Annotated in this window: 12 protein-coding genes; 9 read left to right on the top strand and 3 right to left on the bottom strand. The window is 56.1% G+C overall.

Annotation, left to right across the window (positions count from 1 at the left end):
• Nucleotides 1-471, bottom strand: coding sequence for a hypothetical protein (locus HDE76_RS02550; protein ID WP_184505265.1), 471 nt, complete (start codon nucleotides 469-471; stop codon nucleotides 1-3).
• 262 nt (nucleotides 472-733) lie between these two features.
• Between HDE76_RS02550 and HDE76_RS02545 the strand changes: the two genes are divergently transcribed.
• A complete protein-coding gene (locus HDE76_RS02545; protein WP_184505263.1) occupies nucleotides 734-1024 on the top strand; it encodes a hypothetical protein in 291 nt (96 codons plus the stop codon).
• Between the two features lie 98 nt (nucleotides 1025-1122).
• Here the strand turns inward: HDE76_RS02545 and HDE76_RS02540 are convergent, their stop codons facing one another.
• Nucleotides 1123-2331, bottom strand: coding sequence for an IS4 family transposase (locus tag HDE76_RS02540; protein WP_184505261.1), 1209 nt, complete (start codon nucleotides 2329-2331; stop codon nucleotides 1123-1125).
• A gap of 199 nt (nucleotides 2332-2530) precedes the next feature.
• On the opposite strand from HDE76_RS02540, the gene HDE76_RS02535 reads away from it, so the two are divergent.
• From HDE76_RS02535 to HDE76_RS20920, 4 genes are all read left to right on the top strand, one after another.
• Entirely contained in the window at nucleotides 2531-3013 is a 483-nt protein-coding gene (locus HDE76_RS02535; protein ID WP_184505259.1) for a DUF2321 domain-containing protein, read from the top strand.
• A gap of 55 nt (nucleotides 3014-3068) precedes the next feature.
• The gene (locus HDE76_RS02530) at nucleotides 3069-4256 is read left to right on the top strand and encodes a hypothetical protein (RefSeq protein ID WP_184505257.1); all 1188 of its coding nucleotides are present in this window, start codon (nucleotides 3069-3071) and stop codon (nucleotides 4254-4256) included.
• A 507-nt stretch (nucleotides 4257-4763) separates the two neighbouring features.
• A complete protein-coding gene (locus tag HDE76_RS02525; protein WP_184505255.1) occupies nucleotides 4764-5048 on the top strand; it encodes a hypothetical protein in 285 nt (94 codons plus the stop codon).
• Nucleotides 5049-5053: 5 nt separating this feature from the next.
• A complete protein-coding gene (locus HDE76_RS20920) occupies nucleotides 5054-6226 on the top strand; it encodes a TIR domain-containing protein (RefSeq protein ID WP_184505254.1) in 1173 nt (390 codons plus the stop codon).
• 260 nt (nucleotides 6227-6486) lie between these two features.
• Here HDE76_RS20920 and HDE76_RS02515 read toward each other — a convergent pair whose 3' ends face one another.
• Nucleotides 6487-7356 carry a hypothetical protein gene (locus HDE76_RS02515; protein WP_184505252.1) on the bottom strand — a complete coding sequence of 290 codons (870 nt, stop codon included), beginning with the start codon at nucleotides 7354-7356 and terminating at the stop codon, nucleotides 6487-6489.
• Nucleotides 7357-7779: 423 nt separating this feature from the next.
• On the opposite strand from HDE76_RS02515, the gene HDE76_RS02510 reads away from it, so the two are divergent.
• The 4 genes from HDE76_RS02510 to HDE76_RS02495 all read left to right on the top strand — a co-directional run bounded on the left by HDE76_RS02510 (nucleotide 7780) and on the right by HDE76_RS02495 (nucleotide 12489).
• A complete protein-coding gene (locus tag HDE76_RS02510) occupies nucleotides 7780-8481 on the top strand; it encodes a hypothetical protein (protein WP_184505250.1) in 702 nt (233 codons plus the stop codon).
• A complete protein-coding gene (locus tag HDE76_RS02505; RefSeq protein ID WP_179476757.1) occupies nucleotides 8436-9113 on the top strand; it encodes a DCL family protein in 678 nt (225 codons plus the stop codon). Before HDE76_RS02510 ends, HDE76_RS02505 begins: the two co-directional genes overlap by 46 nt.
• A 373-nt stretch (nucleotides 9114-9486) precedes the next feature.
• Nucleotides 9487-9822 (top strand): hypothetical protein, encoded by a 336-nt coding sequence (locus HDE76_RS02500; protein ID WP_255457546.1) that lies wholly within the window; start codon nucleotides 9487-9489, stop codon nucleotides 9820-9822.
• Complete coding sequence (locus tag HDE76_RS02495) at nucleotides 9823-12489, top strand: zeta toxin family protein (protein ID WP_184505245.1); 2667 nt, start codon at nucleotides 9823-9825, stop codon at nucleotides 12487-12489.
• Nucleotides 12490-12504: the final 15 nt, after the last annotated feature.

The following is a 12504-nucleotide window of genomic DNA, read 5'->3' as shown; positions in this document are numbered from 1 at the left end:
TCAGCGCCCGGGCATGTAACGGTGGAATTCCCCTGACCAACGCATACGCGGTGACTTAAATTCCGCCATCACATCGCTCGATGAATGCGGGCGGATCACGATTTCACCGTCGACCAGTTCATCGCAAAAATGTCCGCCTTGAGGTGTTTCGATCGCGTAATGGCTGGTGTGCGGATCACCGTGCACCAAGTGGGCATGCAAGACACAGATGTGGGGCCCATGCACTTGGGCAACCAAGCGGTGGGGCTCGAACCGGATTTCGGTGTAAACGCCGTGGGGACTGCGGGCGTGCAGGACGCCATCGAAGAAAGGAGCCGTGGCTGTCGGTGCGCAAAGTGCGCTGGCACTGATGCCCAGAAGCATGACGGCGGCCCATGTCTTTACCTGCGCCCACTTGCCGAGTGTGCTGCTAGGTGAAAGCGGAAGCGTTGGATCAGCATGTACGGCGGTAGGATCGGGCATGGCAGTCATTTGACCATCTCAAAACTGGCCGACAATTAGATCATTTGGCGGTCGCAAGCGTTGAGATTTTGATTGCATCATCGTGCCCGAACACCACATAGATAAGAGGCCTACCTAATGCATCAGGAGAAGGCGGATCGACATAACGACCGAACAGCTGGAGCGGTGAGGTCGTCCAGCGTTAGACCGTGCTTCGGGAAATTAGACTGATCTCAATTCTTGAGAACGGATGTGGGCAAAGTAATCAGCAATTCACCACCGGAGGAAGGCCATGCAGCTGCGTGCCATCATGCCCCATGAAAATGTCTATAACGCTGTAGATGCAGTCATCGCCCACGGTTTTGCTGCCGTGGAGGGGACAAAATCCCAAGCGGTTCCGTTTTGCGAACGGATTATCGAGGCACTTGGCCCATACGACGATGTTGTGCCAATCACCTCATATCAAAATGTCCGGAATCGGGGCTATCTATACTTGGTTGTAGATACGGAGCGCTTTCCTTTGGATGACACGAGTGTTTTGAAAAGGCGGGTGGCTGAGTTGGATCGTTTGGAACCTGGCTAAATCGCGGCGTCGAAGGTCGGGATGTCCAGGCGATGCATGCAAAGCCTACGCTAGCGCGGACCCTTAAAGGGGACGGAGGCTGAGGTTTCCCCACGTTTTCATGCTGCCACAGCCATTTGATCGAGCAGTGCCGGAGATGGCTTTCGCATCTGCTCCATGAGCTCTTCGAGCCTGGCGTTTGACCATCGTCGCAGCAGCGCTTCACGGCCCAGCCGCATGATCGAGTACAGCCGTCGCTTGGATCGAAACGGCGCCAGCCATTGATCTATCCCTGCGGTTTCGCAAACCATGCCGACCAGCCAGCTGGCGAAGGCTGCCATCGTGTGGAGCAACAGCAACACTTCGATGCGCTTGTCCTTGCGGGTCAGGCTGTCTTCAAAGGCATGACCGTAGCGGTGGGATTTGAGATCCCGGAAAGACAGTTCGATCTGCATGCGTCGCGCATACAGCGCGACTATCTGTCGGGCACTCAAGTGACTCAGTGTCGGTGAAGCGACGAGGAGCCATGGCTCCCGCTCACGCGCCGCATTCTGCTTACTCTTCTTGGTGCGCGAGGGCACACCCTGACGATTGCGTTGTTTGCGTCCCTTCGGTGGTTTGGCATGCACCACCATGCGGCAGCGCCACGGCTTCGCTCGCACCGTATCCATCAGCCCCAGGTCGCGTGGCGCGGCGACGGCCAACTCATAGAGCGCCCGACACGGTACCCACGCATTCGGTGTATCCACTTCCTCGACAGGCTTGACCAGCGTGCGGTGGCGCAGACGACCAAGCCAGTACCAACCCATCGCTTCGACGGCACGGAACCATGGCGCGCGAAAGCCGGCATCAGTTACCAGGATCGGCTTTACATCATCGGGAATGAGCGTCGCCAACCGTTGCAAGAATTGCTTCTCTGCCGCCGGCGAACCCTGTTGCCCGTCGGGGAAGACCATGTCCAAGATCGTCAGGGTACGACCACCGACAGGAACCGCCGCGCGCAAAAGATGCCAGCGCTGATCGGCCTTCAGATTGCACCAATCCAGCACGATCACCGGATGCCGGTCGCGCAGGAGCCAGCGGGCCATGGACGCATGTACGTGCTCCCGCTCGGCGTGCAGATGTCGATTACCTAACAGTCGATCAAGCGCCTTCAAGGGTGCTCGGACGCGCTCTGCGCCTGGCCATGCGCGCGCGACATCGATCAGGGTCAGACGACGGCCATGGATCAACGCCTCAACGGCCCGCAGCAACACACTGCGGCGTAGTGCGTGCATCGGCTGAAGTGCATCGCCCAAGCACTTTTGCAATACTTTGGTCGCGCGCATGGTGTGGTCTCCTCTGGCTTCGTAACCCGTGAGGAATGACCGCATCATGCGCGCACTGTTCCTTCAGTCCCCACGCAACGTGTTGATTGAGCGAGGAGATTCGTGGGGAAACCTCAGCCTCCGTCCCGGTTTCCGGAAGTGATGCGCGGAGCAGGACTGCCGTCTTTGGCAACAATTTCTGACTGGAAAATGCTAGCCGATGGGAACGTATCGAGTAGCCCAAGTTTGTCTGAACGGACATACCATCACCAGGGCCGTGGACCGCATGCCGGAATTGCAGGAGAAGTTCTGCTCGAAGTGCGGAGAAGTAACCATCATGGAGTGCTTATCGTGCGTCACGCCGATACGCGGTGAATTCGAGACCGAAGGGGTTTTGATACTTGGTAGTGGGTATACGGCGCCGGCTTTTTGTTACACGTGCGGAAAACCGTTCCCCTGGACGCAAAAGCGCGTGAAAGCTGCGATCGAACTCGTTCAGGCTGCCGATATCGAAGGGCAGGAGTTGGCACAGTTCGAACGCGATGTGCAAAGCCTGACAAAAGACAGTTCAGAGACGACCATCGCTTCCATCAGATTTAAGAAAATCATGGGAAAGGTCGGATCTTCGATTGCCGGCGGCGTAAAAGACATTTTGGTAGATGTAGTGAGCGAGGCTGCGAAGAAAGCGATTTGGGGCATATAAAGTTTGCAGCCGACGTAGAATTTTTTTGCTTTGACCTTCAAGCGTGGATAAGCCGATGCACATGCCAAGCAAAAGAATCCGTAAGGAAATGTATTCGGAGGATGCTTCGTTATGGTTCACTCTTGCTAATGGCGGCGCCGAAACGGCAATTCTGCTCAAGCTAACCACGACATCTCTGAAGGCGCTCATGCAGGGGTGTCGGTTCGAAATTTTATTTGATCGGATAGCGGGCTACGTTTGTTGGTGCGCGAGAATTTATGATGTGCCAGAGCGCGCCATGACCGTCACCGGGGTCATCCGGCATCCTGACGAGTTCGGTGCAGTGATCCGTGTTTTAAACGAGAACGGCGCGCCATTATTTTTGTATAACGAAATGGATTTTTGTGTGGCCTGGGCTGATGTCACTCTCGACGATGTAGCCACGCGAAAGGCGTTGGGCTTGCTGAGCGAGACGTCTTTGAAAATTACGATACCGTTTGATGCCGAGGCATCAGGCGCTCTCGACGTTTTCTGCGCACGACTTAAGGAGAGACATTCTGAGAACACAAGTATGGTCTCGGTGCTAGCGACAACTGAGACTTGGACGTCGGCGAAGATCGCCGTAGCTGGCGTGAATGATTTGAAGCGCATTGATGTCAGTAGTGAGGATGAAGGCTTTGCTCTAGAAGCAATTACATGGTCGGCGCTTGAGTCTGTATTTCCGTTCTCCTTGCACCATAGCCCGAAGGTTACGGAAGGCATTAAAGAGCGTGAGCTGATCGATATCATCGCCAGCTACGAGTTCGGGACTTTTCTGATCGAGGCGAAAGACCTTGCCGTGCTTAGGGCAAAGCCTCAGCGGACTCATTCCCGGCGGCTGTCTACACTTAGGGCGCACATCAGTAGGGCAATCGGCCAATTAAAAGCAGCGGCTAAGTCGGTGCAGCAAGGTGTCGAGGTTCGCACGCAAGGCGGCGAAGTGATATCCCTGAATCGAGAGCAGCCACTTCACTGCATCGTCCTGGTGACTGAGTTTATAGAGGATGATGACTGGGAAGAGGTATTTATGGAGTTATGCAATGCGTGGATAGAGCGCGAGTGTTTCTTTCACGTGCTTGACCTCCGCGAGCTTGTGACGATGCTGAAAATCGCCAAGGGCAGATCCAGTCATTTGGACTATATGCTCATGCAACGTGCGAAGGTGTGTGTCGAGCACTCGGTGCCCCACGTTCGCAGCCGCGTAGCAGGGTCGGACGCGGCCTAACAGATTGTGGATTTCCCTCACGAGGTGACCGGCACGTTGGAGTTTGCGGTATGGAATGCTACGTTCACCCTGGACACTTCCCCTAGGCACTTTGTTGCGGGCGGTCGCCACCGAAAAGGCTTGATTTGCGGGGCAGGGGAGAGAGACATACGGTCTACCACTCTCTCCGCCAAAAGTGGAGCTAAGTCGCTGAAAAGTGGATATAAATCGCTGAATTAAAAGGTTTTTTACTGCGTATTTTTCACTGTCTCTACTTCTGTCCCTATGCCGCAACCCGCTTGTGCGTAGACGGCTACGGACACGGATGGCCGCAGTATGCGAAGCGATTTCGCTGTGCGCGGGCTGCGGGCCAGTAGTACGCGCACTGGCCTCACCGCGCGACCCGCTACTGCACATTGCCTGCATGGGATACACACAGTTCTTGTCCCGTGCAGGGCGCGGCGCTGGAGCTGACGCCTTGATAGCGAGATACTGGGCCGTCTCCCAAAGATAGGGACAGGGGCCAACATGAACGTTCTCGTCAGCATCGCGCTCGCTGGGTGCAGCACGTATCAAGCGCACAGCAATCTAGCTACACCCCATGTGCCCACCGATCCGAGCAAGGTGCAAATCCTCTACTCGCCCCCGCAGCGCGCGTACATCTCCATCGGCATCGTCTCGGCTAACCGCTACAAACTCGGCTGGACTGATACGACTGTCGGCGACGGAATCCCTCAGTTACATGCTGCCGCGGCGCAGATTGGCGCATTGATCTATCGTGCCAGCAAAAGACTCAGCCTTTATAAGGAGTAAATGAAGTGGCTCAAGCGAAAGGAAAGGGCGGAAAACCCGTTACAAAAACTGCAAAAATCGCCAAGTTTGCCAAAAAACAACAATCGGTCAAGGCCGATGAGAAACGCGTCTATTTCAGACAGTCAGATTTTCCGATGATGACGCTTCAACAAACTCAGAAAATCGCGTCGTCGCTCGTGGATAATTTCGCTGGCGACTCCGCCTCGCCGCCGGACGTTGCGCTCGCACTTGGTATCAGTCCAACTAGCAGCAGTTGGCAGCACCTCACAGGTGCATCCATCGCTTATGGATTAACAGATGGAGGAGTAAATGCCAACGTGATCAAACTTACTGCCTTGGGGAAACGCCTCGTTGCACCGGAAGAAGAGGGGGAAGATGTGGTTGCCCGGCGCGAGGCTATTTTGAAGCCTCGTATTCTGAAAGAATTTTTTGAGAAGTACCGCCGCGCAAAACTGCCAAATGAGACAATCGCAATCAATGTCCTGAAATCGCTCGGTGTCCCGGTTGAACGAGCACAAGCGGCGTTTCAAATCATAAAGGCGAACGGAAGTTACGCTGGCATCATTCGTGAGACACCTACTGGCCCGTTCGTAAATCTTGACTCTCCTGGCGTTCCTTCACCAGCAACCACTCAGGACATAAATGACCGTCAGCCAAATCATACGATAGACATGGTGACGCCCGAGACGGAAGAAGAAGTTGATCAGCATTCGCCCGCAGCCGTAGCGACGAAACCCAATGTTTTGCCTGACGCCAAGGCAAACCGAGTATTCATAACTCATGGAAAGCAACATGCGATCGTCGGCCAAATTAAGGAGCTACTGACGTTTGGAAATTTTGAACCAATTGTATCAGTCGAGCGTGAAGCGACCGCTATCCCAGTGCCAGAGAAAGTATTCGAAGATATGCGTTCCTGCGGCGCAGGGGTGCTTCATGTGGGGGCTGAAGGAAAATATCTAGACCGGGATGGGGCCGAGCATGTCAAGATTAATGACAATGTGTTGATCGAGATTGGCGCGGCCATGGCACTTTACGGAAAGCGTGTCATTCTTCTGGTAGAGAAGGGCGTTGTTCTTCCATCAAATCTCCAAGGTCTTTATAGGTGTGAATTCGAGGGAGACAAGCTTGACTACGACTCGACCATGAAGCTGCTTAAAACTTTCAGTCAATTTCGCTAATGAAAACGGCGGAAAGCGTCTCGCAGATTTTCCGTCTGTATCACGCCTTTCATTGTTCACTTCGAATAAAAATGCGTAATGAAACGGGGTCAGAAATCAGGGGTAGCCCAAGTTGACCACCTTTGCTTGCCGAAGAGCTTGGACCATCTGGACTCTTTCTTCTGAAAAAGCGGAAAATGTTCAGGGGCGCGTTGAATCAACATGGCGGACTCCCTTTGAGATGGTGCCAATGCAATAAAGCATCTGATTCCTGATTATTCCTATGCCTTCTTCTTGCTGTTCGCTTTTGCCAACATGGCTTCCATTGCCTTCTTTAAGTTTGCGCTCGTTTGAACAGGCTTTGATACTTCTTTGCCACCCACGGTTTCTTTGAACCTTGCTTCCCTGTTGTTTTGCCACACCTTACCTTGATGAATGTAAAAGATGCTGCGGATGCCGGTAACAGTCCAAAGCACGTCGCTGGGCTCTTTGAATTGTGGCGGCGGCGTATCGAGCACTTCAACCTCATCGATTTGGAGGAAGTAATTCTCGGCGGCCACAAGGTCAAACAGTACGACCAGCGGTAGCCTAGCACTGATGTCCAGAAAGCCGTTGAAGGACTTGTCAGAGGGATAGTGCGTATCAATGACTTCGATTGCTACCCACGGATTTCGATCCGTAAAATTTAGAAGGGAGAGATTCGCGCCAAATAGATCGTGGCGGCATTTTTGGCCATCACTCAGCGCGCGTGTCACTTCACCTTTCCAGGTATAACCATCCAATTCACCGATGGTGTGCCAATCCTGCTCGACTCGCTTGGTCGCCTGCCATACGTCCGACCGCATCATCGTCGTCCCAACTTCAACAACCGTTCCCGACGCAGTCAGATCCACCAATTTTTTCAGCAGCTTTGCTATGCGCTTGTTGTGGGCATCACTGGTTTCGGGCTTTTCCGTGAGCGCACGAGCCTTGGACGTTGTATAGAAATGGGGTGTTTTTCCGCCACGCACGAACAGGGTGAATTCGTCGCCTGGATCCACCAATACTTTGCTGCGAGCGAGGTGGAGGACATCAGGCTCGCCCAAATCCCTGGCAAGGATCGAATGCTTCACTCCGCTCTCGTAATAATTCGCTTCGACGTGCTTGACCATAGTTTTCCTTGGCGACTGACGAATAACCAACCCTGTGACTCATTAAAGCAAGAATGGCTGGTGTGCCATATAGGCGCGCTCCCTTTCTTGCCTCTGTGGGAACGAAGTGGGTCAGAGCTCCTCACTCGTTTGGATTCTTCACGTACAGCGATTGACACCACGCACCCGCGATAGCAGACTTCCACCCCAAGGAGCGTAGAAACTCCTCTAAGAGCGGTACCCACCTCCGACAAACCGGTGGGTTTTTTGTACCTACGTGTGCTGTAGGTACAACCGACGCGAAGCCTGCGTCGGGAGGGCGGCTAATAAAACACCCGCAAGGGGAATACGCCCGCCGACTCTTAGCGGTTTCTAACCTCCCGACTTCCCGTCCGTCGTCATGCCGTGGACGGGCACTTCGATGGATGGAATCAGGAGGCGGCCATGTCAACGTTCGATGCGGATGATCGGGACACGATGGGTTATTTTCTGCCGGAGCACAGCCAGCGCCGGCTGCAGAAGCTGCGCGACTACGCGGAGTTTCTCTCGCATATCGCGCAACCGCGCACGCCGGATGCCGAGCATGAAGGGCTCCCCAAGATCAATGCGGAGCAGGTCGCGATCTGCCTGGAATTTCTGGTGGAGCAGATGGGCCTGGTGCTGAGCGATCTCTCCTTTCCGGCCTATCGCGCCGAAAGCGACGCGGCGCCTGCCGCCGATGAAACGCCTTATGCCGCCGAGTCGATGCCATACGACACGGGCGAGCACCACCGCTTCGGTATCACCCTCGACCAGGTCGACACGCTCAACCGGCTGATCGACATGATCACCGCCCACGGCGACGTCATCACCACCAGCCACGCCACCGAACTGGCCGATCACACGCTGTCCCTATTGGGCCACGCCATCTTCACCGACGCCCGCGCGTTGCGCGACATCATCGACCAGATCGAAGCCCAGCGCCTCAACCCCTCACGCCATCCGCCCACCGGTGTCGGCGAAGCGCAGGCCGTCTACTGTATTGGGCGAGAAAGCTCTTGGGAAACTCCGATTTTGTCCCGACGTTGGCCGGGCGAATCGCATGGCATGAGAACCGGCGAATGTTTCAACTCGGACCTTACGAATACTCGTCCAAGGAAGCACTGAAAGCCAGGCTGAAGTCGTACCTCGATAGCGCATCCGATGGACCGATCACGAACTTGGTGGCGATCGAAAAGTTGCAGTATTTGCTGCTGTTTCATCCGCGCGCCAGCGAGAAAATCGGGGCAGGCGTGGCATCGTTCGTGATCGCGAGAAACGAGCGGGGTTTGGGCAAGGGATTCAAACTAATCCGCGTCGATGGTACCGAGGAACGGTTCTCCTATAAGGTGTGTCTGGATGGTCAGACACCGACGAACCGCTCACGGGCCACTGAGGCATTACGGTTCGCCGTGCGTCCCCAACTCATGGCGTTCCGGCGGTCGCTCACGCTTCCTGTCGCCTGTGCCTTGACGGGCGAGGTCATTGCCAAACATGCAGATCTGCACATCGATCACGCCATACCATTCTGGCGATTGGTACAGACGTTTTGCTTAGGCGAAGGTGTCAACCTCGCGGCATTGAAAACGGTGGGGAGCGGCGAGCATTTAACGCTGCAGGACGAAGCGATAGTGCTTCGATTTCAACGGTTCCATCAGGAGCATGCTCACCTTCAGCCGACAGGGAAGCGTGCGAACCTCGAAAAGGGAGGCGGCTATGAAGGTCGTTTCTCTTTGAGCTTACGTCCGCCACCGGCTTGACGCACATAGTCCTTGCCAGCCTCGCGTTGACGCACGGGAATCAACGGTTCAACGCGCTTTACCATTAATCCTGTGAGCAGATTCAGCCTGGCATGCTGCAACCAACAACGATCAACATGCAGGAAGAATGATTGCAGCACTGGCGTGCCTGGTGCTACGGTATTCTTTCGTCAACCGCACGGAATGCCGGTTTATGAGCTTTCCTCTTGGTGATTGCAGTCACTCCACGCCGGATGCCGTCAGTGTTATCACCGGCCAACGCAAGGTCGCGCCGTGGCCAGTGAACGCGGTATCCGTGTTGCCAGCAGCAATCAATGTCTGCCCCGAACGTATTAGCATTCTTCCCTTCCTCTGTTGAGCAAGAAGCGCTGTGATGTCGAAGCTTCCGCCCCCGCCCGTCCCGGAAAAACTGCGGGAGATGTTGAAGGACTATCCCGAATTAATCCAAGAGCTTCAGGATGCCCTGAACAGTTTTACTAAGAACCCGAAGCCATTGCAGCCGTTTGACGAGGCCATTTGGCTTCTTAAAGACATGCTTGGGGCTTTTTACTCCGAAGCCGGTGTCAAACTCAGATCCGCTGAAAACAGCGGCAATGAGCAGGCGATTCAGAAGGCAAAAGAAAAAGAATTTGCCATTGGATATGCCCGAGGCAACATGGGGGCGATGAACGATCTTTGGGCCTACTTTGAAGCCCATGGAGGCGTTTGAATGAATGCCTCTGCCGATCAGCTCGACTCGGAAACCCATGCACGTATCTTCGAGGAAAAAATCGCTCCCCAAAGCTTGCTGCAAAAGACATCCTACGAACATCCCAAAGCCATCATCCTGGGAGGGCAGCCGGGTTCTGGTAAAGGTGGATTGGCACGCGCTGCCGACAACGAGCTTGCGAATACTGCCGTCACGATCGACCCCGATGCGCTCCGCGAATATCACCCCAACCTCAAAGAGTTCCAATCTACCAACCCCTACACTTGGTCTGGCCGTACCCATGCCGACGCCAGCCAATGGGCCGACGAACTGCGCAATGCGGCCGTCGCCGGTAAGAAAAACATCATCTTCGATACCACGCTGAGCAATGGACAGTGGACATCGGAGCTGATCAAGGATCTTCAAGCGAAGGGTTATGACGTCGAAGTGCGCGCCGTGGCGGCACACAAGCTGGAAAGCGAGCACGGTGTCGATAGCCGGTTTTCCAGAGCGCTCGATCAGAGTGGCTCTGGTCGTTATGTGCCGGCCGGCGCACGCGATGCCATCTACGACAAGGTGCCGGCCAGCCTGGACACGATCCGCGCGCAGACAGATGCACCGATCCGCCTCTTCACCCGTGAAGGCAAAGAGCTCTACGACAGCCGCACCGATGCCCGGTTGCCGGGACAGGTGATGAATGAGGCCCGCGAGGCACGGCTGAGCGATCCCCAGATCACCCGTGACCTCAATCAGCGATGGAAAGAACAAGCCCAATGGCACGAGAAGCTGCCCGATACACTCGCTCATAACCCCAAGGTGGCCCCGGGCACGGCGCAGCGGCTGTTGACCGAACGCAGTGCGTTGAACGTCGTCGAAGGCGTGGAGCGTAATGCCGCCCAAGCGGCAAGCCTCGACTATGCGGTGCGCATCCACCCCAATGTGGTCAAGGGTGTGGGCATCGTCGGTGGTGCGGCGATGGCCTACGACGCCTACCAGACCGCGCAGCAATATCAGGCCCTGAGCGCCAAGGGCAACCAGTTCGGCGCTGATGCCTTGCTGCACCAGTACGAGGGGCGCACGGCCGGTGGGCTCATCGGTGGCTTTGCAGCCGGTGCAGCCTATGGTGCCGTGGCCGGTTCGGAGTCGGGGCCCGGTGCGCTGGTCACGGGTGCGGTCGGAGGCGTGGTCGGCGCGTTCGCAGGCGACAAGATCGCCACCGCCTACAACGAGCATCAGGTCAATCACCAGACTGGCACGAATGGGGTGACCTACGCCTACGACAAAGGCCAGTGGACTCAGACCGAGCACCATCTTGGTTTAAGCAGCTATGACCTGCCGACGATCAAAAGCACCACGATCCACGCCCCTGCGGATCAGATCTCCACCCTGGATTACCAGCGCACCACGGCGGTGACGGCGTTGGCGCTGGCCAACCCCGTCACGCAGGACACCAAAAACATCACGCTCGACGGCACTGAATGGCACGCTTCTCGTGGGGGTTGGACGAAAGAGGTGCAACAGACGACGCCGGGGCTGCCTCAGGCCGACGATTTTGGGCGGCCCATCACCATCAGCGAACCGGCCGACGCCAAAACCGCCAAACAGTTGGATCAGCTTGCCGCCAACCGCCAATACAACAACGCGCATTACGCCGAGAGTGTGTCGCAAGCCTATGTGATGGATTACTACGGCAAGGGCTGGAACAAAAATGGGCCCTTGCCCGAAGTTGTCACCCAGGAACTCAAACGGCCCAGCGAAACCCAGATCACAGATCCTGCGACTGGCCATACCTGGACCGCCGATGGCAAAGGTCATTTCAGCCGCGAAGAAACCACCGTGGGTTTCGACATGCCGGTGACGATGACGGTCAAAGCCGACGGTGCGGAACTGGCGCGCGTGGGCAAACTGCAGCAGGAAGCGATGCAATCCAACGCGGCCTATGGCAGTCAACTGATCGCGGATAAATACGCGCAGTTGCAGCAAACCTCCATGCATCAACAAGCGCCAGTCCAGCCTGCACCGGCGGCGACACCCGATCATGCTGCAGTCAACCCGGCGGCCTCGCACACGCCGCCGCATGTTGCCGAGGCACCCTCGGCGTTCTTCCACGAGATGTCCGCCAAGATTGATCGCTTCGACAAGGCCATGCAGGCAGGGGACCGGACGGCGGTGATGAAGGAAGTGGCGCATGTCTACGAGACCCCTGAATGGCAGGCGAGTTATGGGCGTGCCAGGGAGACGGCGGCGAAGGAACAGCAGCAGCGGGAACACGAGCGTGCCCAGAACCCCCGCGATCCACGCGATGCGGGGCACCCGGACCACGCCATGAATCAGAGTATTCGCAAGCAAGTGGAGACACTGCACGAACGGGCTGGAACCTATATCGGTAACCAGGAACTCGATCGCCTTACCGCGAGCGTGGCCAACGATGCGCGCAAGCAGGGTATGACCCGAGTCGATCAGGTGCAGTTCGGCGGCGATAAGAACCAGGTCATAGCTACTCAGGGCGGCCCCCACGACATGCTGTCCAAACACAGCGTTACCAACGTTCAGCAGGCCATGCAGACGCCGCCGGAACACGCCTATCAGCAGATGGGGCAGGAGACGCAACGCCAGGCCCAAGTGCAGCAGAACGTTCAACAACAAATCGCCCAGTCCCAGCAGCAGGGACAGTCCCTCGGGCGCTGACATTGCTTATAGGTT

The sequence above is a fragment of the Rhodanobacter sp. ANJX3 genome, assembly GCF_014200755.1.
Classification (GTDB): domain Bacteria; phylum Pseudomonadota; class Gammaproteobacteria; order Xanthomonadales; family Rhodanobacteraceae; genus Rhodanobacter.
The sequence above is the reverse complement of the archived record's forward strand: the minus strand, read 5'-3'. Positions and strand labels throughout refer to the sequence as shown.

Excerpts from the sequence above, each read along its gene's own strand:
- HDE76_RS02535 (WP_184505259.1), top strand. The coding sequence starts at position 2,531 with ATGGGAACGTATCGAGTAGCCCAAGTTTGTCTGAACGGACATACCATC.
- HDE76_RS02515 (WP_184505252.1), bottom strand. The coding sequence starts at position 7,356 with ATGGTCAAGCACGTCGAAGCGAATTATTACGAGAGCGGAGTGAAGCAT.
- HDE76_RS02500 (WP_255457546.1), top strand. The coding sequence starts at position 9,487 with ATGTCGAAGCTTCCGCCCCCGCCCGTCCCGGAAAAACTGCGGGAGATG.
- HDE76_RS02550 (WP_184505265.1), bottom strand. The coding sequence starts at position 471 with ATGACTGCCATGCCCGATCCTACCGCCGTACATGCTGATCCAACGCTT.
- HDE76_RS02540 (WP_184505261.1), bottom strand. The coding sequence starts at position 2,331 with ATGCGCGCGACCAAAGTATTGCAAAAGTGCTTGGGCGATGCACTTCAG.
- HDE76_RS02510 (WP_184505250.1), top strand. The coding sequence starts at position 7,780 with ATGTCAACGTTCGATGCGGATGATCGGGACACGATGGGTTATTTTCTG.
- HDE76_RS02495 (WP_184505245.1), top strand. The coding sequence starts at position 9,823 with ATGAATGCCTCTGCCGATCAGCTCGACTCGGAAACCCATGCACGTATC.
- HDE76_RS02545 (WP_184505263.1), top strand. The coding sequence starts at position 734 with ATGCAGCTGCGTGCCATCATGCCCCATGAAAATGTCTATAACGCTGTA.
- HDE76_RS02530 (WP_184505257.1), top strand. The coding sequence starts at position 3,069 with ATGCACATGCCAAGCAAAAGAATCCGTAAGGAAATGTATTCGGAGGAT.
- HDE76_RS02525 (WP_184505255.1), top strand. The coding sequence starts at position 4,764 with ATGAACGTTCTCGTCAGCATCGCGCTCGCTGGGTGCAGCACGTATCAA.
- HDE76_RS02505 (WP_179476757.1), top strand. The coding sequence starts at position 8,436 with ATGTTTCAACTCGGACCTTACGAATACTCGTCCAAGGAAGCACTGAAA.